Origin of the sequence: Nocardia sp. 852002-51101_SCH5132738 (assembly GCF_001665695.1) — a bacterium.
GTDB lineage: Bacteria > Actinomycetota > Actinomycetes > Mycobacteriales > Mycobacteriaceae > Nocardia > Nocardia nova.
On record NZ_LZML01000200.1, the window covers coordinates 1 to 26,687 of the forward strand.

General features: G+C 67.0%; 23 protein-coding genes. 10 read left to right on the forward strand and 13 right to left on the reverse strand.

Annotated elements, in window-relative coordinates; translation table 11 throughout:
• Positions 1 to 149: 149 nt before the first annotated feature.
• The gene (gndA, locus tag A5789_RS30775; protein ID WP_064906740.1) at positions 150 to 1,595 is read right to left on the reverse strand and encodes an NADP-dependent phosphogluconate dehydrogenase; all 1,446 of its coding nucleotides are present in this window, start codon (positions 1,593 to 1,595) and stop codon (positions 150 to 152) included.
• A 3-nt stretch (positions 1,596 to 1,598) separates the two neighbouring features.
• On the reverse strand, positions 1,599 to 3,275 hold the full coding sequence (pgi, locus tag A5789_RS30780; RefSeq protein ID WP_064906741.1) for a glucose-6-phosphate isomerase: 1,677 nt from the start codon (positions 3,273 to 3,275) through the stop codon (positions 1,599 to 1,601).
• Positions 3,276 to 3,337: 62 nt separating this feature from the next.
• Here pgi and A5789_RS30785 point away from each other — a divergent pair, with 62 nt between their 5' ends.
• Complete coding sequence (locus A5789_RS30785; protein ID WP_227462737.1) at positions 3,338 to 4,207, forward strand: DeoR/GlpR family DNA-binding transcription regulator; 870 nt, start codon at positions 3,338 to 3,340, stop codon at positions 4,205 to 4,207.
• A 554-nt stretch (positions 4,208 to 4,761) separates the two neighbouring features.
• Positions 4,762 to 5,004, forward strand: a complete 243-nt coding sequence (locus A5789_RS30790) for a hypothetical protein (protein WP_064906742.1) — start codon at positions 4,762 to 4,764, stop codon at positions 5,002 to 5,004.
• Between the two features lie 105 nt (positions 5,005 to 5,109).
• Here A5789_RS30790 and A5789_RS30795 read toward each other — a convergent pair whose 3' ends face one another.
• The 4 genes from A5789_RS30795 to A5789_RS30810 form a co-directional block, all read right to left on the reverse strand.
• Positions 5,110 to 6,225, reverse strand: a complete 1,116-nt coding sequence (locus tag A5789_RS30795; protein ID WP_155525589.1) for a DUF6670 family protein — start codon at positions 6,223 to 6,225, stop codon at positions 5,110 to 5,112.
• Between the two features lie 138 nt (positions 6,226 to 6,363).
• On the reverse strand, positions 6,364 to 6,684 hold the full coding sequence (locus A5789_RS30800; RefSeq protein ID WP_063910915.1) for a helix-turn-helix domain-containing protein: 321 nt from the start codon (positions 6,682 to 6,684) through the stop codon (positions 6,364 to 6,366).
• A gap of 205 nt (positions 6,685 to 6,889) precedes the next feature.
• Positions 6,890 to 7,603, reverse strand: a complete 714-nt coding sequence (locus tag A5789_RS30805; protein WP_064906744.1) for a VIT1/CCC1 transporter family protein — start codon at positions 7,601 to 7,603, stop codon at positions 6,890 to 6,892.
• Positions 7,604 to 7,922: 319 nt separating this feature from the next.
• Positions 7,923 to 8,954 (reverse strand): hypothetical protein, encoded by a 1,032-nt coding sequence (locus A5789_RS30810; protein WP_063018008.1) that lies wholly within the window; start codon positions 8,952 to 8,954, stop codon positions 7,923 to 7,925.
• A 376-nt stretch (positions 8,955 to 9,330) separates the two neighbouring features.
• Between A5789_RS30810 and A5789_RS30815 the strand changes: the two genes are divergently transcribed.
• The 3 genes from A5789_RS30815 to A5789_RS30825 all read left to right on the forward strand — a co-directional run bounded on the left by A5789_RS30815 (position 9,331) and on the right by A5789_RS30825 (position 14,512).
• Complete coding sequence (locus A5789_RS30815) at positions 9,331 to 11,295, forward strand: potassium transporter Kup (RefSeq protein WP_082941074.1); 1,965 nt, start codon at positions 9,331 to 9,333, stop codon at positions 11,293 to 11,295.
• A gap of 200 nt (positions 11,296 to 11,495) precedes the next feature.
• Positions 11,496 to 12,818 (forward strand): magnesium transporter MgtE N-terminal domain-containing protein, encoded by a 1,323-nt coding sequence (locus A5789_RS30820; RefSeq protein ID WP_064906745.1) that lies wholly within the window; start codon positions 11,496 to 11,498, stop codon positions 12,816 to 12,818.
• A complete protein-coding gene (locus tag A5789_RS30825) occupies positions 12,815 to 14,512 on the forward strand; it encodes an NRAMP family divalent metal transporter (protein ID WP_082941075.1) in 1,698 nt (565 codons plus the stop codon). The genes A5789_RS30820 and A5789_RS30825 overlap by 4 nt, the downstream gene beginning before the upstream one ends.
• Before the next feature lie 82 nt (positions 14,513 to 14,594).
• Here the strand turns inward: A5789_RS30825 and A5789_RS30830 are convergent, their stop codons facing one another.
• Together A5789_RS30830 and A5789_RS30835 are read right to left on the reverse strand one after the other, a co-directional pair.
• The gene (locus tag A5789_RS30830) at positions 14,595 to 14,816 is read right to left on the reverse strand and encodes a hypothetical protein (RefSeq protein ID WP_064922775.1); all 222 of its coding nucleotides are present in this window, start codon (positions 14,814 to 14,816) and stop codon (positions 14,595 to 14,597) included.
• Positions 14,817 to 14,977: 161 nt separating this feature from the next.
• The gene (locus A5789_RS30835; RefSeq protein ID WP_146101059.1) at positions 14,978 to 15,442 is read right to left on the reverse strand and encodes an archease; all 465 of its coding nucleotides are present in this window, start codon (positions 15,440 to 15,442) and stop codon (positions 14,978 to 14,980) included.
• A gap of 459 nt (positions 15,443 to 15,901) precedes the next feature.
• Between A5789_RS30835 and A5789_RS30840 the strand changes: the two genes are divergently transcribed.
• From A5789_RS30840 to A5789_RS30860, 5 genes are all read left to right on the forward strand, one after another.
• Positions 15,902 to 16,417: a GNAT family N-acetyltransferase gene (locus A5789_RS30840; protein WP_193615471.1), complete on the forward strand. Its 516-nt coding sequence runs from the start codon at positions 15,902 to 15,904 to the stop codon at positions 16,415 to 16,417.
• A 103-nt stretch (positions 16,418 to 16,520) separates the two neighbouring features.
• Entirely contained in the window at positions 16,521 to 16,760 is a 240-nt protein-coding gene (locus A5789_RS30845; protein ID WP_063017987.1) for an amphi-Trp domain-containing protein, read from the forward strand.
• A gap of 9 nt (positions 16,761 to 16,769) precedes the next feature.
• A complete protein-coding gene (locus tag A5789_RS30850) occupies positions 16,770 to 17,645 on the forward strand; it encodes a slipin family protein (RefSeq protein WP_082941076.1) in 876 nt (291 codons plus the stop codon).
• 117 nt (positions 17,646 to 17,762) lie between these two features.
• A complete protein-coding gene (locus A5789_RS30855) occupies positions 17,763 to 18,185 on the forward strand; it encodes an Hsp20/alpha crystallin family protein (RefSeq protein ID WP_063018014.1) in 423 nt (140 codons plus the stop codon).
• Positions 18,186 to 18,225: 40 nt separating this feature from the next.
• Positions 18,226 to 19,125, forward strand: a complete 900-nt coding sequence (locus A5789_RS30860; RefSeq protein ID WP_064903841.1) for a universal stress protein — start codon at positions 18,226 to 18,228, stop codon at positions 19,123 to 19,125.
• 21 nt (positions 19,126 to 19,146) lie between these two features.
• Here A5789_RS30860 and A5789_RS30865 read toward each other — a convergent pair whose 3' ends face one another.
• From A5789_RS30865 to A5789_RS30885, 5 genes are all read right to left on the reverse strand, one after another.
• Positions 19,147 to 20,949, reverse strand: coding sequence for an adenosylcobalamin-dependent ribonucleoside-diphosphate reductase (locus A5789_RS30865; RefSeq protein WP_064903843.1), 1,803 nt, complete (start codon positions 20,947 to 20,949; stop codon positions 19,147 to 19,149).
• Between the two features lie 12 nt (positions 20,950 to 20,961).
• Positions 20,962 to 21,381, reverse strand: coding sequence for a CBS domain-containing protein (locus A5789_RS30870; protein WP_064903845.1), 420 nt, complete (start codon positions 21,379 to 21,381; stop codon positions 20,962 to 20,964).
• 376 nt (positions 21,382 to 21,757) lie between these two features.
• The gene (locus A5789_RS30875; RefSeq protein ID WP_064903849.1) at positions 21,758 to 23,506 is read right to left on the reverse strand and encodes a GAF domain-containing sensor histidine kinase; all 1,749 of its coding nucleotides are present in this window, start codon (positions 23,504 to 23,506) and stop codon (positions 21,758 to 21,760) included.
• 122 nt (positions 23,507 to 23,628) lie between these two features.
• A complete protein-coding gene (locus tag A5789_RS30880; RefSeq protein WP_064903847.1) occupies positions 23,629 to 25,995 on the reverse strand; it encodes a heavy metal translocating P-type ATPase in 2,367 nt (788 codons plus the stop codon).
• Between the two features lie 202 nt (positions 25,996 to 26,197).
• The coding region (locus A5789_RS30885; protein WP_156773037.1) for a multicopper oxidase domain-containing protein at positions 26,198 to 26,687 on the reverse strand (490 nt) is incomplete at its 5' end.

A 26,687-nucleotide genomic window follows, 5' to 3' on the forward strand; every position in this document is an offset into this window, starting at 1 on the left:
CCGTGTTCTTCGACCAGAACGCCGAGCTCGACGAGCTCGCGTGGTCCGAATTGTTCTGCCGACGCTTTGTATCCCAGCTTGATGTCCAAAGTCTCTGTCTCTCAGTTCATTCGAGCGAGTGCTACGCCTGTCGAATCATGCCTGTCGCATCATTCGGTGCGTGTTTCGCTGCGGTCCGCGCTCCACAGCGTGTGGTATTTGCCCGGCGCGTCGATGCGTTCGTAGGTGTGGGCGCCGAAGAAGTCACGCTGGGCCTGGGTGAGGGCGGCGGGCAGACGTCGCGCGCGCAGGGCGTCGTAGTAGAACAGCGAGGAAGCGAAGGCCGGCACCGGGATTCCCAGCAGGGTCGCGGTGGAGACCACGCGGCGCCAGCTGTCGACGGCCTGCTCGATGGCCTCACGGAAGTAGGGGGCCAGGATCAGGCTCGGCAGGTCCGGATTCTCCTCGTAGGCGTCTTTGATGCGGTTGAGGAAGCGGGCCCGGATGATGCAGCCCCCGCGCCAGATGGTGGCCAGGTCACCGGGGCGCAGGTTCCAGTCGTATTCGGTGCTGCCCGCCGCGATCTGGTCGAAGCCCTGAGCGTAGGCGACGATCTTGGAGGCATACAGCGCCCTGCGGATATCCTCCGTGAATTGCGCTGCGTCGGTGGGCTTTTCGGCGAGCGTTCCGGAGGCCAGGTCGTGTGCCGCCCGGCGTTGCGCGCGCGAGCCGGACAGTGCGCGGGCGAAGACGGCCTCGGCGATGCCGGTGACGGGCACGCCGAGATCGAGCGCGGACTTGACCGTCCAGCGGCCGGTGCCCTTCTGCTCGGCGGCGTCGACGATCACATCGACAAGTGGTTTGCCGGTCTTTGCGTCGGTCTGCTCGAGCACCTGCGCGGTGATCTCCACCAGGTAGGACTCCAGGTCGCCGGAGTTCCATTCGGTGAACACCTCGGCGATCTGCCCGGCGTCGAAGCCGAGAGCGTCGCGCAGCAGGTGGTAGGCCTCACCGATGAGTTGCATATCGGCGTACTCGATGCCGTTGTGCACCATCTTCACGAAGTGACCCGAGCCGTCGGGGCCGATGTGGGTGCAGCAGGGGACGCCGTCGACCTTCGCCGAAATCGACTCCAGCAACGGGCCCAGCGACTCGTAGGACTCCTTCGGCCCGCCCGGCATGATGGCCGGCCCGTTGAGCGCGCCCTCCTCACCGCCGGAGATGCCCGCGCCCACGAAGTTCAGTCCACGCGCCTTCATGGCCGCCTCGCGGCGGATGGTGTCGGTGTAGAGGGCGTTGCCGCCGTCGATGATGATGTCGCCGGGCTCCATGACGGCGGCCAGTTCCTCGATCACCGCATCGGTGGCCTCGCCCGCCTTGACCATGATCAGCACTCGCCGCGGCTTCTCCAACGCGCCGACGAATTCCTCGATGGTCTCGGTGCGGACGAACTCGCCCTCGTCCCCGTGCGCGTCGAGCAGCGCATCGGTCTTGGCGACGCTGCGATTGTGCAGGGCCACGGTGTAGCCGTTGCGGGCGAAGTTACGGGCGATGTTGCTGCCCATGACCGCAAGGCCGGTCACACCGATCTGAGCGAGTGCAGAAGAGGAAGTCATATTTCAAATCATTTCATCAGTAGTAGCGGTGGGACGGTCGGCCCCACCCGCCGCACGGACACGTCGGTAGCGCATCATCAGGGCGTTCGTGGAACTGTCCCAGGCCGGCGCTCGATCGGATTGCAGATCGTCGTGGATACCGGTCGCGAGCTTCTTGCCGAGCTCGACACCCCACTGGTCGAAGGAGTTCACTCCCCAGATCCAGCCCTGCACGAACACTTTGTGCTCGTACAACGCGATCAACTGCCCCAGAGTGTAAGGACTCAGGCGCGGCAGCAGGATGGTGTTACTCGGCCGACCGCCCGGGAACCACCGATGCGGGGGCCGCTCGCCCACGCTGTCGAGGTCGCCGAAAGCCAGAGCCCGGGTCTGGGCGAACAGGTTCGCCATCAGCAGATCGTGGTGCACCCGATAGGGGTGCGCGGGTTCGAGCACACCGATGAAGTCACTCGGCACCGGCGTCGTTCCCTGATGCAACATCTGGAAGAACGCGTGCTGCCCGTTCGTGCCCGGCGCACCCCACAGAATCGGCGCGGTATCGACACCGACCGGACGACCGTGCCGGTCGACGGACTTCCCGTTGCTCTCCATATCGAGCTGCTGCAGATACGCCGGCAGCAACGCGAGCCGCTGATCGTACGGCAGCACCGCGAAACCCTGTGCGCCGCAGAAGTTTCGATACCAGACACCGAGCAGGCCCAGCAGCACCGGCAGGTTCTCCTCGAACGCAGCCGTGTGGAAATGCCGATCCATGCTGTGGGCTCCGGCGAGGAAGTCGCGGAACCGTTCGGGGCCGATGGCGATCATCAGCGACAGCCCGATCGCCGACGGCAGCGAATACCGCCCACCGACCCAGTCCCAGAACTCGAACATGTTCGCCGGGTCGATCCCGAAGGCTGCCACCTGTTCGGCGTTGGTCGACACCGCGACGAAATGCCGGCCCACCGCCTCATTGCCGAGCCGATCCGCCAGCCACCCGCGGGCGGTACGGGCGTTGGTCAACGTCTCGACCGTGGTGAACGTCTTCGACGCGACGACGAACAACGTCGTCTCCGGGTCCAGGTCTCCCAGGACCCGGTCGATATCGTGACCGTCGACATTCGACACGAATCGCGCCTCGATCCCGTCCTGCGCGAATTCGCGCAGAGCGTGCCAGGCCATCGCCGGCCCCAGATCCGAGCCTCCGATACCGATGTTCACCACCGTCCGAACGCGACCGCCGGTCGCGCCACGCCACCGTCCCGACCGAACCGCATCGGCCAGATCACTCATCCGATCCAGCACCTCGTGCACCGAACCGACGACATCGACACCGTCGAGCACAACGGATTCGCTTGCGGGAGCGCGCAAAACGGTGTGCAGCACGGCGCGATCCTCGGTCGTATTGATCCGCGCGCCGGCGAACATCGCCTCGATCCTCGCGGCCAGGCCACGCTCGCGGGCCAAACGCATCAACAGGCCCGTGGTGCGATCGGTGACCAGGTTCTTCGAATAATCGAGCACCACACCGTCGTATTCGACCGACAACTCGGTTCCCCGCCGAGGATCGCGATCGAACAGCTCCCTCAGCGACGTTGCGGCCAGTTCCGCACGGTGGCTTGCCAATTCATGCCACACCGGCAAGGCCGACGGGCTCACCGGCACCCCCTCGCCGGCCGAGGGCTTCGGTGTGCGGTTCATCGGATACCTCGGAATCGTCGTGCACGAAATCGCGCAAGCTGCGCTCGGAATCATGCACCCGCATGCGCGAACAAGTCAACACCGTGCTCGACTACGATGCAGAACGCACGACGCATCGCCGATGCACCGACCAGAAGTTCCGGGAGGCACCGTTGCTCGCGAGCACCCGACGGCGCGAAATCATGCATCGGCTGGTCACCGACGGCTATGTCGAGGCCAAGACGCTCGCCGACGAACTCGGCGTCGACGCGTCGACGATCCGCCGCGACCTCGACGCGCTCGAACGAGCCGGTCAGGCACAACGCACCCACGGCGGCGCCCGCCCGGCTCCCGGAGCCACCGCGAAGCTGCCCTACGCCATGAAAGAAGGCGAACACCTGGAGCAGAAGGCCGCGATCGGCATCGCGGCCGCGGCGCGCGTGCGCGACGGCCAGACCGTCATCCTCGACAGCGGTTCCACGACCTACGAAATCGCCCGAGCTCTGCGCAATCACACCGATTTGACGGTGATCACCAACGATCTGCGCATCGCCAAATACATGGCCGAAACGCCGGGCGTGCGCCTGCTCGTCACCGGCGGCGAGCTGCTGGGTTCGGTCTTCACCCTCGTCGGCGAGCGCGCGATAGCGTTCCTGTCCGACTACACCGCAGACTGGGCCTTCCTCGGCGCCGACGCGGTCGATCTCGAAGCCGGCATCACCAATATGAACACCCTCGAAGTACCGCTCAAGCGCGCCATGATCGCCGCCGCCGCACAAGCTCTCGTCGTGGCCGACAGTTCGAAATTCGGCAGGCGCGCGCTGGCCAAAGTCGCCGGATTCGACGAAATCGGCGGCGCCATCACCGATTCCGATCTGGAGCCCGCCGTCTCGCGCCGGTTCGGCGAGCTGGTCATCCGCGCCGAAGCGGTTACCTCTCCTTCGCTTCATTGAGCGGCGTGGCACTTTTCGTTCGTGATGCGTAGCGCAGCAACATATTTCAGGCCATTGACCTGGACGGCCATCGACTGAACGGGCATCTGCACCATTCGCAGCGTAGGTGGCACCATTCCTCGGCCCGCCCCCTCTCGGCTGCTTCTTTCGACGGAAGTCAACCACTCCTCCGGGCACGAAACTCGCGCGCCAAATGCCTAGATGCGCATATCAACGTATACAGATAGAGGCTGCGGGACCTACACCAGCCAGGACGGTTGAATCCACTGTTCTGGAAGAAGTACGACCGGTGACGGTAGCTGGACAGGGCACCGACTCGAAGCCGTCGTTCCTGATCGGTTCACGCGCGAGTGCACCCGTCGCGACGTCCACAAGACGTGCGGCGGGTGCTTGCTGCTCACTGGGCAAGCATCCCGGCCATGTGCGCCACAACTTCTTCTGCGGTGAACGGATAAACGAGACCTGTCGGCCGCAGCGCACCTCGGCTCGCGGGCAAGCGGATACTGTGGCTGCGCCTGGCCGGCGTAGCAGACGACGACGCGGTCGTCGACCTCATGCCGGATGCGCTCAGCACCCAACTCGACGATGGCATCGCCTACTACTGCGGCCTCACGCAGTCGACGGTTGGCCTGCTGCCCGGTGCGGAGGAAAAACGGCAGCGCCTCGACGCCGCAGGCAATCTGCTGCTCGACGAAGCCCTCACCGGCGCGGTGCGCGAAGCTCATTACGCGGGCTTGGAAGACCGGGCGCTGGGATTCGTGGACGATTTCCTCGCCGCCGACCAGGTTCCGGCCTGACCAAAGGCGAAGCCGCACCCTCCCACTCGCCGGTCGTTACACCGATCCAGCGGGACGAGGGTGCCGACAGCGCCGCTACCGGATCGATCAGCCGGCGAACTCGGCCTATCCGCTGAGGCGGCGCGTCCCTTCGTCGGTAACGTCGACAAATTCGGCGTAGCCGCGAGTGTCGATGTGGTGTCCGTCGATGTCGACCTGAGCGCGGTATCCGGCGATGTATCCGAGGCCGACGCCGAAATGTCCAGGGGTGTCGTATGTTCCGACGACTGTGACCCGATCGCGTACACCCAGCCGGAAGCGGCGAGGCATGAGCATTTCATGCCTGCCGACGCTGTCGACCGTCGGTATGTCCTGATACTCGAGGACTTCGTAGAAGGTGCGATCGGTGGCGACTTCGTTGACGCGCCAGTCACCGTCGCCGGATAGGGTTCGGAACTGGACCAGATCGCCGACGCGGTCGCCGAGCATGCCCACTCGGCAGAACAACAGCTGAGCGTCGGCGGACAGTTCCACGACGTGATAGGTGAAGAAGTCGACCGGCGCCTTGTAACGCCACGGGAGCAGGCGATCGCGCAGAGCATAGGGACCCAAGCAACGTGCGTATTCGATGTTTCCCGCACCCGAAACGTCTACGCGGGCATCGGATGTCCGGATCCAGCCGGTGTATCGCCCGAGCAAGCTCAGGTGATCGTAGGGTCGTCCCCGCACGAACCAGGTTGCCCGCTCGGCGAGTGCGAACCGCAGGCGTGCGGTCATGCCGGGAATGTCGATGGCCACGAACAACTCCGGATAGCGTCCGCCGATGGTCAACTCGGCACCGAAACGCAGATCGTCCCCCGCAGAGCCGAAGGCGCAGTCATCGCGCAGAGACACCGTGCCGTAGTACGCCGCCGCCGCGGTGGAGATCGACACGGTCGCGGTGTCGCGTGGCGTCGTCGTCACGACATCGTCGACGTCGAACGCCCGCTGCCCCGGCATTCCCGCCATCACCATGACACTCAGATACTGATGCGGCGCAGCAAGATTGGGGATCATCACGCCATAGTGCGTCCACCCGTAGAAGCGATCTCCGGGCAGTGGAGACAGTGGATAGGAGCTGTCGAACCCCCGCCTCGACGATTCGGCGCCGCGCTCGGCGAAACCGAGGACGATACGACGAGTCGCAGCGAGAACGAGCCGGGTTCCCACTTCTCGCAGCCGCCGCACACGGAACCATCGCATGTCGAACCTCACCTCCATGATCCGGGCCTCTCGTCCGCCCCTGAGACGAACCCTAGATCAAAGTGGTTTGAAAATCGAACCGCATCAGGTGAATTTTTACGAAGCTCCAGCTTCTATCCGCTCAGGACGGTTCGAAAATCAGGGCAGACGATCCAGATCGTCGACGGGGCCGCGCTGAAAACTCTGCACGCCCAGGTGTGTGGCCCAGCTGCTCGACCACGCCTTGAGCGGGGCGAGCGCATACAGCAGTTCGATCCCGATCGGGGTCAGCCGATACTTCCCATCGGCCACGGTTTCGGCAACGCCGACCGACACCAGCTCGCGCAAACGGGTCGACAGCACACTGGAGGAGATGCCCGCAAGGCTGCGCCGCAGCTCTCGAAATCCGACCGGATCTCCGCGCAACTCCCACAGCACCGTGATCGCCCAACGGCGCCCCAGCAGGTCGAAGGCCGCCATCAATGGCTGGCCAGAGCTCGATCCCCGTACCGGCACACCCGGCCTGGGGGGCGTTGCTTCACTCACCGACCCACCCTACAGCGGTTCGAAATCCCGACCGATCGGACGGCTGATCGGCCAGGTGCATTCGGTGAGGGAGGACAGCCCGGGGCACGCCCTCCGGTCTTCACAAGCCCCCATCGAGGCGCGCCCGGTCGCGGTCCCCTCAGACGCCGGCGACGTGGACGAGTTGACCGACCAGGGCCGTGACCGCCATGGCGAGGCTGCCGCCGATGACGACGCGCAGCGCGGGGCGCAGAATGCCTGTCCCGGCGACCCGGGCACCGAGAACGCCCGCGACGGCCAGTCCCAGCACAGTCACCAGCACGATGAGCGCCAGCCGGGTGCCGCTGGACGGGGCGATCAAACCGAGTAGCGGGAGCAAACCACCGAGGAAGAAGCTTGCGGCCGAGGCCATCGCGGCTTGTGCCGGGCGGGCGGCGGTGATTTCGTTGTGCCCGAGCTCATCTCGCAGGTGGGCGGTGAGCGGGTCGTTGTCGTGCAGTGCGGCGGCGACCTGCGCGGCAAGTTCGGCGGGCAGTCCGCGGTCACGGTAGATGCCCGCCAGCTCGGTCAGTTCGGCTTCCGGATCGATGGCCAGTTCGTGTTCCTCTTTGGCCTGGTCGCCGCGTTCGACGTCGACTTGCGAACTGACCGAAACGTATTCGCCCGCAGCCATGGCCATCGACCCGGCCGCCAAGCCGGCCAGCCCCGCAGTGAGAACCGCGCCCGCGGAAGCGCCGCTGGCCGCCACGCCGACCATCAGGCTCGCGTTCGAGACCAGCCCGTCGTTGGCGCCCAGAACCGCGGCGCGCAACCAGCCCGCGTGCTCGCCGCGATGCCGTTCGGAATGCGGGCCGACCATCTGTAACGGAGTCATGATGCGAGTCCTTCGGGTTGCCGGGTCGATTCGGACGACCTCATTGCTGCGATCGTTCCTGTCCGCCTGGCCCCGCCGACAGAGCACAACGACACCGAAGAGATCACCCGAGACCGTGACCGGCGACACCCGCAGCGCACTCGCCCCGGACCGAGTCAGCGGCTGCGGGCCGGCCGGCGAACGTCGAAGATCGGGTTCCCGGGCAACAGATTCGCTACGGGTGACCGTGGCCGCCGCCGTGGGGAACATGCCCTCGTTCTCGGCCTCACCACCATGTCCCGGCGCCGGTGCTCGGACTCGCGTCGGCGGATCACCGGTCTCACGACAGCATGGCCGCCAGTTCTGCATGCAGATCCAGCAGATCCGGAATGTGCTCTGCGGGCCGACGGCCGAACCCGCATTCGGTGGCGATACCGAAGCCGTCGACGATTTCCCGGGCGCCGGCGATACGACGCAGGGCCCCGTCGCGGCCGTCGGTGGCGTGCACCAGTCCGAGGTACAGCCGGGTCTGCGGCGGCAAGTCCAGCCCGGCCAGCGGTGCGAAGTACTCGCGGTCGGCGCGCGAGCGCGGAACCGGCATATGCACCCAGTCGACCCGGCGCGGCAGCGCCGCCAGCACACCGGACAGCACCGCCACCATACGACCGGTGTCGGCGGGCTCGGCGAAGTGACGATGCCCGAAATCGCCGTAGCACAAGTGATATCCGAGTTCGACGTTTCCGGGCACGGCCGCGCCGAGGCGCACGAGCCGGGCGACGATCTCACTCAGCCGAGTGTCGTCGTCGGCGCCGAACCAGGACGGGAACACCCCCTCGAAGATGGCGAACTCGACCGGGCAATCCCACTGCACCGCAAGATCGGTGTGCGGGATCTCCGCGGCGATGCGGCCGAGTTCGGCGAGCAGAGCCGCCTCGTAGCGCTGTTCGAGAATGTCCTGCGGATCGCCGACGAAGGCGCCCACCACCGAGATCGGGGTGGGCAGGCAGACCTGGAACCGCACACCGGCATCGATGTCGCCGCGTTCGCGCAGCTTGCGGAACACGCTCCACGACTCGAGCGCTGCCTGCGCGTAACCCAGCTCACCGAAATCGATCGATGCGGGATCCACGCCCGGTTTGGGCCGCACCCGCTCACTGGGCCCGTATTCCGGGCTCGGCGGCGGCACCGTCTCCAGATCCGGATGCGCGCCCATGCGCGGCAACTGCCAGACCGTGAAGTTGTCCCGCTCGCCGGTCTCACCGTCGGGTATGCGGCTGAGCCACGGTCCGAGCCGGCGCGCGGCCGTATCGAATACGGCCTCCGCATTCGGCAGCGGCACACTTCCACACAGATGAACATCGCCTCGGGTCACCGCGAACTCCTCGTATTCCGGCCGCTGGGTCCGGGCGCGGAATTCGTGGACGCAGCGGCGGCTCGATCGACGCGACGAGAGTAGATCCAGTCGCCGTCCCCGCGATTCCCACACGCGGAAATGCGCTGCGTACCCGCGGTTGCCGAGCGGGTTCTGAGTAACCGTGCCTTGGTCGTAGAAGGCCATGACAAGCCGCTGTGGTCGCGGGAGACCGCGATGACGGGAACCGGTGAACGATCCCGCAGCTGTCGGCACAGATCCACGCCCGATAGGTCGAGCCCACTCGGTGGCAGACCGCTGCCACGCCCTTCACCCGCCTCGAAGGCCGTGCGCTGTATCGTCCGACTGGCGTGACACCACGACGTGGAGGAGCACCATGACAGGGGCGAAGGGCACCATCGGAGGCGGCCCCGCGTTCGAGGTGGAACCGGGGCAGCCGCCGAGCCACCGCGATACCGTGCGCTGGAGTGTCGTGATCGGCGCGCTGGGGGTGGTGTTCGGCGATATCGGGACGAGCCCGATCTACACCCTGCAAACCGTATTCGACCCGGGCGACCCCCATCCCGTACCGGTGAACAGCGACAACGTGTTCGGCGTGGTGTCGTTGGTGTTCTGGTCGGTGATGATCATCGTCACCGTCACCTACGTCCTGCTCGCCATGCGCGCCGACAACGACGGCGAGGGTGGCATCATGGCACTGATCACGCTGCTTCGCCGGTGGAGTTCACCGCGCGGGCGGAAGACGGCGATCGGCCTGGCCGCGCTCGGAATCTTCGGCGCCTCATTGTTTTTCGGTGACAGCATGATCACGCCGGCGATCTCGGTACTGTCGTCCGTCGAGGGCATCAAGGTCGTCGAGCCGGCCTTGAAAGACCTTGTCATCCCGGTGACGGTCGTGATCATCGTGGCGCTGTTCGTGGTGCAACGCCGCGGCACCGCCACGGTCGGACGGATGTTCGGCCCCATCATGGTGCTGTGGTTCCTCACCATCGGCACCTGCGGCATCGGCGGCATCGCGCACAATCCCCGCATCCTGCAGGCGCTGTCGCCCACGTACGCGCTGGGCTTTCTGGCCGGACACTTCGGTACCGCGTTCTTCGCGCTCGCCGCGATCGTGCTCGCGGTGACCGGCGCCGAGGCGCTCTACGCGGACATGGGACATTTCGGCCGCCGCTCCATCACCCGCGCTTGGCTGATCCTCGTCTTTCCCGCCTGCACACTCAGCTACCTGGGGCAGGGCGCACTCATCCTCGACGACGCCCGCAACATCAGCAGCCCCTTCTTCCTGTTGGCACCGGGCTGGGCACGACTGCCACTGGTGCTGCTGGCCACCGCCGCCACGGTCATCGCCTCACAAGCGGTGATCACCGGTGCGTATTCCGTTGCCTCCCAGGCCGCGCAACTGGGCTACCTGCCGCGGCTGCGCATCGCCCACACCTCCGAATCCACGATCGGCCAGATCTACGTCCCGTGGATCAACTGGTTGCTGATGGTCTCGGTACTCACCCTGGTCTTCGCCTTCCGCAGTTCGACCGCGCTGGCCTTCGCCTTCGGCATGGCCGTGACCGGAACCATCACCATCACCACCCTGCTGTTCTTCTACGTCGCGCGAAGCCGCTGGCATATCCCCCGCTGGATCCTCGCCGCGGGGGCACTCCCGCTGCTGACCGTCGATCTGCTGTTCGTCGCCGCCAATCTCACCAAGTTCGCGCACGGCGCCTGGCTGCCGCTGCTGATCGGCCTGACCGCATTCACGGTCATGACGACCTGGCAACGTGGCCGCCAGATCGTGACCGCCGAACGAATCCGGCGAGAGGGATCGCTGCGGAAATTCGTCGACGAACTCGCCGAAGGCACACCCGCCACGACGCGAGTCCCCGGCACCGCGATCTTCCTCAACCGCGGCAAGGAAACAGCTCCACTGGCCTTGCGCGCCAACGTCGAACACAACCACGTGCGCCACCACCACATCGTGATCCTGTCCATCCACACCGAACCCGTCCCCCGCATCGCCGACAACGAACGCATCGCCACCGACCCGCTGGGACCTCCCGACGACGGCATCACCCACGTCACCGCCCGCTACGGCTACATGGAAACCCCCGACGTTCCGCACGCGCTCGCACTCGTCGACCGACGAGACACCGAGGGCCCGCTCGACCTCGACCGCGCCTCCTATTTCCTGTCCACCATCGAACTCCGCCGCGGCACCGCCGCCACCATGGCCTCGTGGCGCAAGCGCCTGTTCATCGCCACCTCCTACATCACCGCCGACGCCGCCGACTACTTCGGCCTGCCACGCGACCGCACCATCATCATGGGCTCACAGATCGAGGTGTAAGCCACGAGATCCGGCACCGGACCCGCTAAGGATCCGTATGGATTGCCGGCCGGATCTTGCGGCGGGCGCGGAGGCGGCGGCATGGTGCGCGGTACCCGGCGTTCAGATAGCTGTCGGCGTCGCGTAGTCGCGGCCGGGACGCGGTCGGTGCAGAATTCGGATCAAATCATCGGTGTCGGCCTGCCAGGCGGGAGTGGGACATGAACGAAGACCTTTCGGCCGGCTCCACGTCGACGGGCGGCACGCTGCATCTGTCGCAGTTGGTGAAGGCTCCGGTGATCGCGAAATCCGGCGAGACGATCGGCCGGGTCGAAGACCTGATAGTTCGCCTCCCCGGTGGCGACGCCTACCCTCCGGTGACCGGAGCTGTGGTCGGGATGGGGGGTCGCAAGGTCTTCGTCTCGTCCGGCAGAATCCGTGACTTCACCGCGGACCGGATCCTGTTGGCGGTCAACAAGGTCGACCTGCGTGGTTTCGAACGCCGCGAGGGCGAGGTGTTGTTACGGGCCGACATCCTCGGTCATCGGCTGATCGACGTCTCGGCGGCGGAACTGGTGCGCGCCTACGATGTCGAACTCGACGACACCGGCTCCGGCTGGGTTCTGGCCCGCCTCGACACCCGCCGCCCCGCCCGGTTGTTCGGGCTGGTCAAAACCGGCGCCGGACATGCGTCCCGGGATTGGAAGGCGTTCGAACCGTTGATCGGTCATCCCGGTTCGATCACCGTGCGCCGTCTCAGTGGCCGGGTAGGCGCGTTGAAACCGGCGCAGATCGCCGACCTGCTCGAAGACGCCACCAAAAACGAGCAGGGCGAAATTCTCGACCGCGTGCACGACAACCCGGAGCTGGAAGCCGACGTCTTCGAAGAACTGGATCCCGACGAAGCCAGCCGGCTGCTGAAGGACATGCCCGACTCCGAGGTCGCCGCGCTGCTGGGCCGCATGCGCGCCGATGATGCCGCCGACGCCGTCACCGACCTACGTCAATCCCGGCGACGGCGGGTCCTGGACCTGATGCCCGCCGGGCAGCGCACCAAGGTGATCACCCTGATGGGGTTCAACCCCGACAGCGCCGGCGGCCTGATGACCGTCGACTTCGCCACCTGCGAATCGAATACGACTGCGGCACAAGCACTCTCGATCATCGCCACCGCGCACGGCCTGCAATCCGAGGCGCTGTTGAAAATCCATGTCCTCGACGAGGGACGGCTGGTGGGAGTGGTATCGGTGATCACCCTGTTGCAGAGCGAACCCGGCCGCGCCGTGTCGGAGGTGATGGATGCCGACCCGGTCCGGGTCACCGCGGACGCCGACCTGACCGATATCGCGTTGCTGATGGCCGACTACAACCTCTACGCGCTCCCGGTGATCGACGACACCGACCGCGTCCTCGGGGTGGTCACCGTCGACGACGTCCTGGAGGCCACGATCCCCGACGATTGGCGGCGCCGAGAACCCGCGCCCCGCCCGATCCGCGACACCGGCACGGTCGCCGACGCCACCGACCACGACCTACCGCTATGACCGACGCGCACGAAACCGACTCCGCCCCAGCACAACCCACGCCGACGCCTCGCCCGGCACCGCCCGCGAGCACCCCGCGGGCGCAACCACGCTCAGCGGTCCTGGACTCGGCGCACCTCGGCGATATCGAGGGCGCTCTCGGTCGCATCCGGCTCAGCGACAGCGACCACCCCCGCACCCTCCGCACACGCGCACTGACACTGCTGGCCATCGTCGGCCCCGGGCTGATCGTGATGGTCGGCGACAACGACGCCGGCGGCGTGGCCACCTACGCACAAGCCGGCCAGAACTACGGCTACAGCCTGCTCTGGGTGCTGTTGCTGCTGATACCGGTACTGATCGTGAATCAGGAAATGGTCGTCCGCCTCGGCGCGGTCACCGGCGTCGGGCACGCCCGGCTGATCAACGAACGCTTCGGCCGCGGCTGGGGCTGGTTCTCCGTCGGAGACCTGTTCATCCTCAACTTCCTGACCATCATCACCGAATTCATCGGTGTCACCCTCGCCGCGGACTACATCGGCATCTCCAAATACATCGTCGTCCCGACCGCCGCGGTCGCACTCGTGACGATCATGGCCAGCGGCAGCTTCCGGCGCTGGGAACGCGCGATGTTCGTCTTCATCGCCATCACCTTGCTGCAGATCCCCATGCTGCTGCTCTCACATCCCGAATGGGGTCGCGCGGCAACCGATTTCGTCGTCCCGGGCGTACGCGGCGGCGTCACCTCCGATGCGGTGCTGCTGATCATCGCCATCGTCGGCACCACCGTCGCGCCCTGGCAGTTGTTCTTCCAGCAATCCAACATCGTCGACAAACGCATCACCCCACGCTTCATCGGCTACGAACGCGCCGACACCACACTCGGCGCCTTCGTCGTCGTCATCGGCGCGGCGGCACTCATGATGACCGCCGACTACGCCGCCCGCACCACCGCAACCACCGGGCAGTTCACCGACGCCGGAGAAATCGCCCACCTACTCGGCGACATCGACCGGGCCCTCGGGGCGATCTTCGCGATCGTGCTCCTCGACGCCTCCATCATCGGCGCCGCCGCCGTCACCCTCGCCACCAGCTACGCCTTCGGCGACGTCTTCGGCATCAAACACTCCCTGCACCGGGGCTTCCGCGACGCCAAGCAGTTCTACCTGTCCTATATCGCCATGGTCACCCTCGCCGCGGCGATCGTCCTCATCCCGGGAGCTCCCCTCGGACTGATCACCACCGCGGTCCAAGCCCTCGCCGGTCTGCTGCTTCCCAGCGCCAGTGTCTTCCTGCTCCTGCTGTGCAACGACCCCCAAGTCCTCGGCCCCTGGGTCAACCGCACCTGGCTCAACGTCGTCGCCGGAATCATCGTCGCGGTCCTGCTCCTGCTTTCCGGAATCCTGATGGCCACCACCCTCTTCCCCGGCATCGACGTCGTGGCCACCGCCGGATGGCTCACCGGCGCGCTGGCCGTCCTCGCGATCCTCGCCACAGCGGGGCTCAGGTGGATTCAACGCCGCACGCCGGCGCCCGTCCCGGCAGCGGTCGCCGACCGCGCCGACCGAGATCACTGGCGCATGCCACCACTGACCCTGCTCGAACCCGTCACCTGGTCCGCGGGTACGAAACTCGGCATGCTCGCACTGCGCGCCTACCTGATCGTCGGCGCGATCCTGCTGGTGATCAAAGCCATCCAACTCGGCCGCGGCTGACATCGCCGCACGAGATGCCACCGGGAGGTTCGATGTGCATCGACGCGGCCACCATCGGCCCACGGGGTGCCCGGACCTGGAATCACGAGCGCCTGTGGACACCATGCCGGGGACGCCGGGCGACTCGTCCGCGCTGAATCATCCAGCCGATCGCCGCGAGCATCGCGACCACGATCACCATGACCACCCCGGTCCCGATCCACACCTGCATCGTGCTGTACACCGGAACATGCTCCGGCGCCGACGCGACCACACCCCACCCCGTCTCGAACCCACCCGCCAGATACCGAGCCACCCTGATCACCGGCCTTCCGCGCTTCGACAGCACACGCCAACCGATCCGCGACCGCCGCTCGCGCGGCCACCTTCACCACCATCCAAGCAATCATCGTCATCGACAGCCGTAAGGAACGCGCAAAGGTCTTTGCCCCCACCCGGGGCTTTCCGTCAACGGACCGGCACGACCTACGCCAGCCGAGCCGAAATCACGTGCTGGATGCGTGGGGTGTTCTCCGGGGCCGGTGTGCACGACAGTTCATCCGACTCCGTGCTCGCATCCAATGTCACGGTGCAGCGCCAGCCGCCGAACTCGGGGCGCAGGTCGACCGCCTGGACATGCACGCACTCCGGGGCATCGTCCATCCGGCCGCTCACATCGGCGGTCTCCAGCCGAATATCCCATCCACTCGCCTTCTCGACGCTCGTGACGACTGGGATGCGGGCGAATACGCGCCGGTGATAAATCACCCATTCCAACAGATATCCCAAGAGGCTCTCCGGGTCGTGACACATATGCGTCCACTCGATCACTTCGGACGGGCAAGGCCTCGGCCCGACCACGAAGCAGTCCACCAGTGCGTCGACCGTCTCGACCAGACAGCGCTCGCACGTGGCTGCCCACGCCTCGAGTCCGATCTCGGCCTCGCGCATCGAAGACGTGTGTCCCGCTGGTTTCATGGTCATCACCTCCGACCGGCGATAGCTGGTTCACGGGATCGGCCGTGCGGCGGACGCGACCATCTCGGAAGACGGAAACCTCTCTCAGCCGATACTTCATGAATACTCCGCGGACGCACCGGAGCAGACGGACCCGAATGCGGTAGCCATCGGTGTGCCGGAGAGAAGTGTGCCGGAGAGAAGAGGGAGAAGGTTCCTGGCGTTCCGTCGACCCGCGCCCCTACGGGAACGACGCCATCGCGGATGAAAATCAGCAGGTCACTTCGATGGTGAACGGAAAGGCATCGAGATGCCTCGCTGGAGCGATTTCCTCGAGCGGGCCATAGACACGGCAACCGACGGAGGGCCCGGTAGCACTCGCTGCCGCGGTCGGCGGACGGCGGGACCTCCGGCCCTGTCGGGAGTCCGGGGCCGTGGCCGATGCTGGCAGATATGTCGCACTCCCACGATCCGGAATTCGGCCCGACCGCGGAGACGACCCTGGATCTCGACGATGTCACCTTTCGCCGGCTCGGCCCCGGCGATGCGAGCGCTGTTCGCGACCTCCACGCGGCGCTCGACGAACACGACAGCTACTACCGATTCTTCGGGCCGCGGCCGAAACATCTGGACCATCTGGCCGCGGCGACAGCGAGCAACGATCCGGGTCACGGCGCGGTGGGCGCGTTTCTCGGACCTCGGCTCATCGGTGTCGCCAACTACATCGTCTCCCCCGGCACACACTGCGCCGAGGTGGCCATGGTCGTTGCGCATGAAGATCAGCAATCGGGCATCGGCACCGCCCTGCTCACGCGCCTCGCCGACGACGGCCGCCGCTGCGGTATCGACAGATTCGTCGCCGACGTCATGGCGACGAATTCCACCATGATGCAGCTGCTGAAGGACATCGACATCCCGATGTCGGCAGACTACGACAACGAAATCGTGCACGTCGTTCTTCAACTCTGAGGTGCGACACCGCATCGCCCGTGCAGCCGAGTGACCAAGGCCATGACCATTCGGGGTAGTGCTCCCCTGGCGATGAACCGACCGCGGGCGTGCACTGATCACCATGGCACACACGCTGTACGAGAATCACTGCACTCTGACCCGCGGCGAGCTGGCCGCCGAATTGCGTCACATCGCCGATCGGCTCGACGCCGGAACCGATCTGACCTACGGGATCGGCAACTCGGAAATCACCGTCCCGGTCCCGCGACAGGTGCATCGCGAGCTGGAGATCGACAGCGCCGTCGACGGCGATCTCACCCTCGATTTCGCCTTCCACTGGGCGCCGACACGCAGGAAGTGAGGCCGGCCCATGAGTACTGCCACGATCACCGTGATCATCGTCGCCGTCGTCGTACTCGTCGCGATCGTCGCGGCGCTGTCGATCCGGGTGGTGAACCAGTATCAGCGCGGCGTGCTGTTCCGGCTCGGCCGGCTCATCGCCGTGCGCGAACCGGGTCTGCGGTTCATCATTCCGGTGGTCGACCGGCTGCGCCTGGTCTCCATGCGCATCGTGACACTGCCGATCCAGTCGCAGGGCATCATCACCCGCGACAACGTCAGTGTCGACATCTCGGCTGTCGCCTACTTCCGGGTGATCGACGCCGCGAAATCGGTGATCGTCATCGAGAACGTCGCCGCGGCGATCGATCAGATCGCACAGACCACCCTGCGCAAGGTGGTGGGTCAGCACACCCTCGACCAAGCGCTCGCCGAGACCGACGTGATCAATGCCGACATCCGCCAGATCCTCGACGCGACGACGGTGGAGTGGGGCGTCGAGGTCACCCTGGTCGAACTGAAAGACATCCAACTTCCCGACGGCATGCAGCGGGCGATGGCCCGCCAGGCTGAAGCCGAGCGCGAAAAGCGCGCGAAAATCATTGCCGCCGAGGGCGAATCGCTGGCCGCCGCCTCACTGGGCGAGGCTTCCGACACCATGGTCGCGCACCCGCTGGCACTGCAGCTGCGCAACTTGCAAACCCTGATCGAACTGGGCGTCGACAAGAACACCACCGTCGTGTTCCCGGCACCGCTGATGAGTGCGATCGGCGACATCAGCAGCTTCTTCGCCCGCGAAGCCGGTGCGGCCGAAGCACTTCACCCACTCACCCACCACGGCCGGCTCAACGGCGCGACGAGCGAGCGCACACGCGCCGGCACCACGGGCGCCGACCAGGACCGATAACGCGGCGAGGACTTCCGTCACTCGGGGGTGAAGACTCGCTGCCCTAGGAGTGCGCGGCCTGCCACGCTGAGATCGAGGGATAGGAACAGGTACCCACCACACAGCCGAGGAGTGATCATGAACCTGCTTCCCGCCCACCGCCCCGGATCGCTGCTACCCGACTTCACCGATTGGTGGAATGCGTTCACTCCCGGCTTGGCGCCGATGTTCGGCAGTCATCTCCTGCGGGTGGAGGAGTCCGTCGACGACGGCCACTATGTGGTGCGTACCGAGATTCCCGGCATCGACCCGGCGAAGGACGTCGAAGTGTCCGTGCATGGCGGGTTGCTCACCATCAAGGCCGAGCGCAGCGAATCCCACGAGGAGAAGGGACGCTCGGAGTTCAGCTACGGCTCCTTCGAACGCACCGTCTCGCTTCCCGAGGGAGCACAGGACGAGGGCATCGACGCGACATATGCCAAGGGCATCCTCACGGTCACCGTTCCGATGGGCGAGCCGAAGGAGAAGGTGACGAAGGTCGACGTGAAGTCCGGCGACTGACCGGGCACCGGCCACCGACTCCCGGAAGGGACATCGACTCATGACCGAGGAAACGCGCGGGGCGCGATCACCTGCTCCGATCGTAGTGGCGACCGATGGGTCCGCCGTGTCGCAGCAGGCCGTCGCGTGGGCCGCAGCCGACGCGGCACTGCACGGATGTCCGCTGCACGTGCTCGCCTCCGTGGCGTTTCAAGGGGCGTACGGGCCGGTGCCGTATGTGACGGCGGAGGCCGTCGAGCAGATGCAGGACGACGGCGAGCGCGTCGCCGACGAGGCGGTGCGCATCGCCCGAGCGGCGGTCGCACCCGATGCGCTGACGATCGGCCGGGAGGTGACCTTCGATCCGATCATCCCCTGCCTGATCATGCGATCGCGGACCGCGCGGACTCTCGTGGTGGGCAGCCGGGGGCGCGGTGCCTTTCACCGGGCTTTCCTCGGTTCGGTGAGTTCGGCGATGGTTCACTACGCCCACTGTCCCGTGGCTGTGGTGCGGACGTCGGCGAGCCTCGACCCGATCTCCGCCCGCCGGCCCGTTCTGGTCGGTACGGACGGCAGTGACAACAGCGTGCCGGCGGTGGCGATCGCGTTCGAAGAGGCCGAGCTACGCGGTGTCGGGGTCACCGCGCTGCGGTGCTGGAACGACTCGACCGGTGGCGAACTGTCCACCGGTGCGTGGGAACAGGCACGCGAGAAGGAATTCGCTCTGTTGACGGAAAGCCTTGCCGCACATCGGGATCGCCATCCCGAGGTCGCGGTGCACAGCATCGCCATCCCCGAGAAGCCCGCCCGCGCCCTGCTCGCCGAGGCCGAGCACGCACAGCTGGTGGTCGTCGGCAGTCACGGTCGCGGCGGATTCGCCGGAATGCTGCTCGGCTCCACCAGCCGGGCGGTGGTGCAGTCGGCCGAATGCCCGGTCATCGTCGCGCGCCCGAGGGCCTAGACGGTCGAACTCCTCCGGGCATCACGCGCTGCGCTCCGGAACCGCGGTGCCTCCGCCGTACGCACCGCGCACGACGACGGCCGCGTCGTTGCTCGTCGTGTCGGTGCTCGCGTCCGGATACCGCAGCACCTGATCCGGTCTGCTGCCCGAGCGATACACCGTGACACCCTTGTTTCCCGCCCGCCAGGCGCGCGTGAAGACTGCTTCGACATCGGCGACGGACGAGTCGGGCGCCATGTTGACGGTCTTGGCGACCGCCGCGTCGGTGTGGCGCTGCACCGCGGTCTGCATCCGCACATGCCAGATCGGCGCGATCTGCTGCGCCGTACGGAACAGGCGACGGAGATCGGCGGGAAGGTTCGCGCCCGCGATACCCGTCGCGGCGACCTCGGCCGCCACCGCCTCCGACCACACTCCGCGTTCGATGGCGGCCTGCTCGAAAAGCGGTTCCACACAATCGAATTGCCGGCCGATGAGATGGCGTGTGTATGCCAGGGCGAACAGCGGCTCGATCCCCGCGCTCACCCCGGCGATGAGGGATATGGTTCCGGTCGGCGCGATGGACGTGACCTGAGCGTTGCGCACCGGCGGCGCGTTCTGCCGGGCCGGGATGCTCCGCGCGAACAGCGGGAACGCCCCGCGCTCGGCGGCGAGTTCCCGGGACGCGGTCCGCGCCCACCGCGCGATCCGCGACATCAAGCGATCGGTGAAACCCACCGCTTCCGCGCTGTCGTACGGAAGGCCCAGTGCGGCAAGGGTTTCCGCCAGCCCCATGATGCCGAGGCCGATTTTTCGGGTGGCGCGTGCGGCGGCCCCGAGTTCGGGCACGGGATACTCCGCGACGTCGATGACATCGTCGAGAAAGCGCACACCCTCGCGCACGACGCGTGCGAGGCGTTGCTCGTCGATGTGGTCGCCGTCGAGGAGCCGGGGCAGGCAGATCGATCCGAGATTGCAGGATTCGTACGGTAGGAGCGGGACCTCGCCGCACGGGTTGGTGGCTTCCAGCGGCCCCAGGTCGGGAAGCGGATCGGCCCGGGCGACGGCATCCAGGAACAGGACACCCGGCTCTCCGGTGCGCCAGGCCTGTTCGGCGATGTCGGCCAGCAGACCCCGCGCGGACACCTCCTGCACGGTCGCGCCGGTGTGGGGGTCGATCAGGCGGTGACCGCGGTCCTCGGCGGCCGCGCGCATGAACTCGTCGGTCACCGCCACCGACAGGTTGAAGGTCGAGAGCACGGTCGTGTCGGTCTTCGCGTGCACGAACTCCCGGATATCCGGGTGCCGGACGTGCAGCACCGCCATATTGGCGGCCCGGCGCCGCCCGCCCAGACGGATCACCCGGGCCGCCGCATCGAACAGCTCGATGAACGAGACCGGACCGCTCGCCGACCCTCCGGTCGATATGCGCGAGCCGCGGGGGCGCAGATGCGAGAACGCGAATCCCGTTCCGGCGCCCTCGCGATGCAGGAGTGCGGCGGTGCGCAGCGTGGTGAAGATGGAATCGAGCGAATCGTCCAGTGGCAGAACGAAGCAGCCGGAGAGCACACCGTCACCGGTGCCGGCATTCATCAAGGTCGGCGAATTCGGAAGAAACTCGCGGCTGCGCAACAGCGCCGCGAACCGCCGCGCCCAGTATTCGCTGCTGCCGGCCCGGTAGGCGTCCTCCGCACCGGCGACGAACCGGGCGACCCGATCCATCATCCGGCCCGGCGACTCGCAGATCCTGCCCTCGGCATCGCGCCGCAGGTACCGTTCGGCGACCGTCGCCAGGGCCGCCGGTGACAATCCGAGATCGTCGACGACGCCGGTATCTTCAGGCATGGCGCACTGCTGTCAGGTGCCCGCGTAGACGCCTTCGACGAATTTCGCGATCTCGTCGTCGCTGAGGTGGCGTGCGATATCCGCCTCGCTGATCATGCCGACCAGCCGCTTGTTCTCGATGACCGGTAGGCGCTTGATCCGGCGCTCTTCCAATTCGTGCAGAACGTCGTGAACATCCGTATCGGCGTCCACCCACCGTGGCGTCCCTTCACACAGCGAGGCGCAGGTCGCCGTCGCCGGATCACCGCCGGTCGCAAGGCATTTCACCACGATGTCGCGGTCGGTGATGATTCCGCACAGCCGCTCGTTCTCATCGCTGACCGGTAGAACTCCGACGTCGAGCCGGCGCATGAGCCGGGCAGCGTGCTCGACGGTATCGGTCCGTGACACCCACGCGGCACCCTCGTGCATGATCTGCTTGGCTGTGGTCATCGTTTTCTCCTTTCGAGTATGGGCAGTTCTCCACCCTCCACCGATGCACGGAAGGCCGGAAGAGAACAAAGTCCCGATGAGCACGCGAGGTGGGATCGACGACAATGCCCGCCGGTGTCACGACACGACGGGCATTGCGGTTATTTGGTTATGCCTGTTCGAGGACGGGCCTGCGTCGATCATGCACCACCGAGAATCCGACGTTTCACGTCTCGTGGTGGCTCGGCCCGAATCTGCTGACCGAACCACCGTCTCGAGCAAACACCGAGCGTGCCCGGCACCGTCAAGGATTCCATCGAGAGCACCGGGCGGGAAGTGCCGAAAGTCCCACGAACCTCTCTCTGCCGGCGTGCACCGTCCCTGGCGGCCGGCCGGTTCAGGGCAACGGAGCGGTCCAGGTGATGCGGGTGCCCGGCCCGCGGGGACCTGGCCGGGTGGCGGGCCCGTAGTCGAAACTGCCGCCGGCGTCGCGGGCGCGGTCGGCGAGGTTGGCCAGACCGCTGGCGGTGAGGTCGGTATCGGCCGGAATGCCGATGCCGTTGTCCTCGACGGTGATGGTGAGTGCGTCGTCGACGGTGACGTCGAGGGCTAGGGTGTCAGCGTCGGCGTGGCGGACGGTGTTGCTGACGGCTTCGGCGACAACGGCTTCGGCGTGATCGGCCAACTCGGGCGGTACCGCGTCGAGCGGACCGGTGAATCCGGTGGTGACGTGCAGCCCCGCGGGCTGGGCGTGGCCGCGGACGATGTCGGTGATGCGCTGGCGTAGCCGGGTGGGGCCGGTGTCGGCGTGGAGTTCGTAGATGCTGCCACGGATGTCGGTGATGACCTGCTGCAGTTCGTCGACGGCGTCGGACAGGCGCTGCTGGACGTCGGGACGGTGGCTGTAGCCGACGGCGCCTTGGAGGGAGAGTCCGATCGCGAAGACCCGTTGGATGACATGATCGTGCAGGTCGCGCGCGATGCGGTCGCGGTCGGCTAATACGTCGAGCTCCCGGACGCGCTGCTGCATCCGAGCCGCATCCAACGCCAATGCCGCCTGCCCGGTGAATCCTTTACACAGTTCGGCGACCTCAACGGAATAGGCCGGCTGCTCTGCGGAGCGGGCGCAGACCAGCACGCCGAGTGCGGTGGCGCCGGTGTGCAGGGGTAGCAGCAGGACCGGTCCGTCTCCGAACAACGCGCTGTCGCTGCGGTCGATGCGGGGACTGCTGGTCGTTTTGCCGTCGCGGAAGACCTCGGAGATGCTGTCGGTGACCGGGATTCGCCGGTCGAGTCGAGTGTCCGGTCCGGCCCAGTGGGTGATGTGCAGTTCGGTGACTTCCTCGGCGGGAACGTCCGGGTCGACGCTGATAGCGATCCAGGCCCGCTCGGAGCAGGTCAATTCCCGCGCTCGCTCGACAACGTGGCCCAGCACGGTGTCGGGATGGGCGGCGGCGAGGAATTCGGTGGTCAACTCCGAGGTCGCGGCGATCCACCGATGGCGAAGCTGCGCGGATCCGAACAGCCGCGCATTGTCGACGGCGATGCCGGCGGCGGACCCGAGAGCGCTGAGGACGACCTCGTCGTCGGCGGTGAACGGCTGGCCGTTGGTCTTCTCGGCCAAATAGAGGCTGCCGAAATTCTCGCCGCGGATGCGGAGCGGCACACCGAGGAAGCTGTGCATCGGTGGATGATGCTCGGGAAATCCCACCGATTCCGGATGCCGGGCGAGGTCGTCGAGACGCAGCGCTTTCGGGTCGGTGAGCGTGACTCCCAGCACTCCGCGCCCGCGTGGCAGGTGCCCGATCCGGGCGACGGTCTCGGCGTCGATGCCTTCGTGCACGAATCGGGCCAGTGTGCCGTCGGCGCCCAGCACACCGACCGCGCCGTAGCGGGCGCCGACCAGCCCCTTGGCGGCGTGCACGATCGCACGCAGGGTGTCGTCGAGATTCAGGTCGGCGGTGACGGCCAGCATGGCCTCGACCAGGTTGTCGGTCTGGTCGCGGGCACTGATGACGTCCTCGACCCGGTCGCGCAGCTCGGACAGAACCGTGTGCAGTTGCAGCTGCGACAGCGCGTCACGCGCCGCGACACTGCCCACGATCGCGCGCTCGCTCCCGTTGTTGTCAGACGGCCCGCCGCCCATGGCGGCCACCTCCCTCGCAGACACCCGCGTGACCCTGTACCCGAAGTCGAAACGCCTATGCTCCATACCGGTGCGCTACCTGTAGCGTAAACCGATCCGAGGGCTCTCGAGGCGCCGGGCGATCACTGTTGTAATGAGGGCGCTACGGCATGTGGAGTGTCCGGTTCATCGTCGGTGAGGGTGAAGTAGTTTTCCTCTTCCTGCAGGAAGTGCAGGTGCAGCAGAGCGTGCAGGCCGTAGAGGCAGGCGAGCAGATCGTCGACCTGGTCCGCGGCGATGTGACCGGTGGAGCGGGCCAGTTGGAGATGAGTGCCGATGCGAGTGGTCAGTCGCTGGATCTCCGCGTGGGTGCGGCTCATCGTGGCCGTGGCTTCGCTGCTGCCCAGTGGCCCGGCCAGCTTCGGATACAGCTGGGTCTCCTCGGCTGTTTCGTGCGGTAGCAGCCGGTCGACCAGAAATGTGTAGGCCTCCTCGACCGCGGCCAGCGCCGTGCGGTCGGAGCGCTGGGCGAGCCGGTCGGCGGAGGTCCGCAGCAGGCTGAGCGTGTCGCGCAGTTCGTCGTGCTCACCGGCGAAGCGATGCAGCAGCCGGCCGGTGTCGGCAGGCAGCTGGGCGCGGGCGGCGGGACTACCGCGAAGCGCGCGCAGCGCGTTGACGATGACCGCGACATCGATGGCTTCCTGAAGCAGCGCGCCGGCCGCCGGCGGGAGCCACCCCAGCGCCGCGATGACCATGGCCACCAGCGACATGCCCATGCCGGCCACAGCGCTTTGCACCGCGATGCGGCGTGACCAGCGCGCGGTGTCCATCGCGTCGGCGAGCCGGTCGAGGCGGTCGGTGGCCAGCACGATATCGGCGGCTTCCGACGAGGCGGTCGAGCCGCGCGCTCCCATGGCGACTCCGACGGTGGCCGCGGCCAGCGCCGGGGCGTCGTTGACGCCATCGCCGACCATCACCGTGGGCGCGGCCTCGCGTTCACGTTGTACCGCATGCACTTTGTCGGCGGGGCTCTGACCGGCGTAGACCTCGTCGAGTCCCAGGACGGTACCCACCTCACGGGCGGGCTCGGGCCGATCACCGGTCAGCATCACCAGCCGGTTCAACCCGGCCTGCCGCAGGCGTCGCACCGTGCGCGGCGCGTGGCGGCGCAGCGGGTCGCGCAGCAGTATCGCGGCGGTGAGCCGGTCGTCGACGGTGATCCACGCGATCGCCGCCGAGTCCAGACTCGCCTGGTTGACCACCGCGCGCGCCCAGTCGGCGGTAGTGGCGGTATCGGGTAGTTTCCCGACCTCGATGCGGTGACCGTCGACGACACCGCGCACTCCGCGCCCGGCCTGCTCGGTGACATCCGAGGGCAACGACAGCACCAGATTACGGGCCAGCGCCTCGGTGACGATCGCTTCGGCCAGCACATGCGGTGACAGTTGGTCGAGGGAGGCGGCGAGCCGCATCGCCTCGGCGGAGTCGGCGCCCGGGACCGCGACCACCGCGGTGACCACCGGCCTGCCGGCAGTGAGGGTGCCGGTCTTGTCCATCACCAAAGTTGTTGCGTGCCCGAGGTTTTCCAACGCGCCGCCGCTGCGGATGATCACCCCGTGCCGCGAGGCACGCGACAACCCCGACACGATCGCCACCGGCGCGGCCAACAGCAACGGACACGGCGTCGCCACCACCAGCACCGCTACCGCCCGGACCAGCGAGCCACTGAACACCCAGGCGCCCGCCGCCACGAGCAGCGTCAGCGGAAGGAACCACGCCGCATAGCGGTCGGCCAGCCGGACGACCGGCGCGTTCTCCGCACCGGCTTCCTGGGCCAGTCGCACGATCCCGGCGTAGGTACTGGCCTCGGCAGTGGCGGTGGCACGCAGTTCGAAGGTCGCGCCCGCGTTGACCACCCCGGAGCGCACCGGCTCCCCGATCTCGCGTTCGACCTGCAGCGGCTCCCCGGTCAGCACCGACTCGTCGAGGACAGCGGCGGGACCGATGATCCGCCCGTCGACCGGGACCACCTCACCGGCCGCGACGACCACGACGTCGTCGACGGCTATGTCGTCGAGCGCGACCGTGGTGACCTCACCCCCGACGCGGCGACGTGCAGACCGTGGTGCGTGCTCGAGCAGCGCCCGCAAATCGTGGGAGGCCCGCCGTTCCGCGGCGGCATCCAGGGTGCGGCCGGTGGCCAGCATCACCGCGATCAACGCACCCGCCAGATACTCGCCCACCACGAGCGTGCCGACCAGCGAGAGCACCGCGATCAGATCGACCCCCGCGCGTCCCTTCACCACGGTGGCCACCATCCACCACACCGCCGGCACGATCGCCACCACGGTCGCCGCGATCCAGAACCCGTCCGCCACCCCGGAAGACCCTGCGGCCCAAGCGATCAGCCCACCGAACAGTGCGACAGCCACCACCACCAGCAGTGCCGGCTCGACCCACCGCCGAACCCGACCTGCCCAGCTGGCTGTCGCGGAGTCCTGGGCAACCATCGGCGTCTCCTCTCCCGGGTGGTCGTCCTCGTCGACCTCCCTGCGCGCACACTGCTCGGCCGGCACCTGCGCACGCGCTTCTTCGCGCAGGCTCGCCGCATCTCAACGATCGAGCATCGACGCGGGCACGGAGCAGAGGACGAGGAATCCCGGCAACGGGTACAACGTCACAGAACGGACAGCCGTTGCCAGGCACGGGCGGTCAGCGCAGATAGGACATGACGGTCATCATTCCGGCTTCCTGGTGGTAGGCGTTGTGGCAGTGCAGCATCCATTGGCCAGGGTTGGTGGTGTCGAGATCGGCTTCTATCGTTTGCATGGAGCCGACGATGACGGTGTCCTTGCGTGGCCCGTTTCCCGCCGCGGTGCGGAGTTGGAATGTATGGCCGTGTAAGTGCATCGGATGAAACATCGTGGTCCGATTGGTGAATCGCAGCCGGATCCGCTGACCCGCGGTCACGTCGAGGGGTGCGCGGTGGTCATAGGTTCGGCCGTTGAGGGTCCAGATGTATCCGCGATTGTCGGCGCCGAGCGCGACGTCGAGAGTGTGGTCGGGATCTTTCCGCGGTAGCCGGGCGCTGTCGGTGGCGGTGAGCCGGTCCGCGGTCAGCGGAGGGTCAAGTCCAAGCGGGTGGTGTATCGGGGTGATTTCCGCGTGATCCTGTTCGATCAGGCGGTCAGTGCGGGGGTGG

Coding starts and splice junctions, on each gene's coding strand:
- A5789_RS30790 (WP_064906742.1), top strand. CDS start 4,762: ATGCCGGATGCGCTCAGCACCCAACTCGACGATGGCATCGCCTACTAC.
- A5789_RS30860 (WP_064903841.1), top strand. CDS start 18,226: ATGACCGAGGAAACGCGCGGGGCGCGATCACCTGCTCCGATCGTAGTG.
- A5789_RS30805 (WP_064906744.1), bottom strand. CDS start 7,603: ATGACTCCGTTACAGATGGTCGGCCCGCATTCCGAACGGCATCGCGGC.
- A5789_RS30840 (WP_193615471.1), top strand. CDS start 15,902: ATGTCGCACTCCCACGATCCGGAATTCGGCCCGACCGCGGAGACGACC.
- A5789_RS30845 (WP_063017987.1), top strand. CDS start 16,521: ATGGCACACACGCTGTACGAGAATCACTGCACTCTGACCCGCGGCGAG.
- A5789_RS30870 (WP_064903845.1), bottom strand. CDS start 21,381: ATGACCACAGCCAAGCAGATCATGCACGAGGGTGCCGCGTGGGTGTCA.
- A5789_RS30835 (WP_146101059.1), bottom strand. CDS start 15,442: ATGCGCGAGGCCGAGATCGGACTCGAGGCGTGGGCAGCCACGTGCGAG.
- A5789_RS30795 (WP_155525589.1), bottom strand. CDS start 6,225: ATGCGATGGTTCCGTGTGCGGCGGCTGCGAGAAGTGGGAACCCGGCTC.
- A5789_RS30800 (WP_063910915.1), bottom strand. CDS start 6,684: ATGGCGGCCTTCGACCTGCTGGGGCGCCGTTGGGCGATCACGGTGCTG.
- A5789_RS30820 (WP_064906745.1), top strand. CDS start 11,496: ATGAACGAAGACCTTTCGGCCGGCTCCACGTCGACGGGCGGCACGCTG.
- A5789_RS30815 (WP_082941074.1), top strand. CDS start 9,331: ATGACAGGGGCGAAGGGCACCATCGGAGGCGGCCCCGCGTTCGAGGTG.
- gndA (WP_064906740.1), bottom strand. CDS start 1,595: ATGACTTCCTCTTCTGCACTCGCTCAGATCGGTGTGACCGGCCTTGCG.
- A5789_RS30875 (WP_064903849.1), bottom strand. CDS start 23,506: ATGGGCGGCGGGCCGTCTGACAACAACGGGAGCGAGCGCGCGATCGTG.
- A5789_RS30850 (WP_082941076.1), top strand. CDS start 16,770: ATGAGTACTGCCACGATCACCGTGATCATCGTCGCCGTCGTCGTACTC.
- A5789_RS30825 (WP_082941075.1), top strand. CDS start 12,815: ATGACCGACGCGCACGAAACCGACTCCGCCCCAGCACAACCCACGCCG.
- pgi (WP_064906741.1), bottom strand. CDS start 3,275: ATGAACCGCACACCGAAGCCCTCGGCCGGCGAGGGGGTGCCGGTGAGC.
- A5789_RS30880 (WP_064903847.1), bottom strand. CDS start 25,995: ATGGTTGCCCAGGACTCCGCGACAGCCAGCTGGGCAGGTCGGGTTCGG.
- A5789_RS30785 (WP_227462737.1), top strand. CDS start 3,338: ATGCGCGAACAAGTCAACACCGTGCTCGACTACGATGCAGAACGCACG.
- A5789_RS30855 (WP_063018014.1), top strand. CDS start 17,763: ATGAACCTGCTTCCCGCCCACCGCCCCGGATCGCTGCTACCCGACTTC.
- A5789_RS30865 (WP_064903843.1), bottom strand. CDS start 20,949: ATGCCTGAAGATACCGGCGTCGTCGACGATCTCGGATTGTCACCGGCG.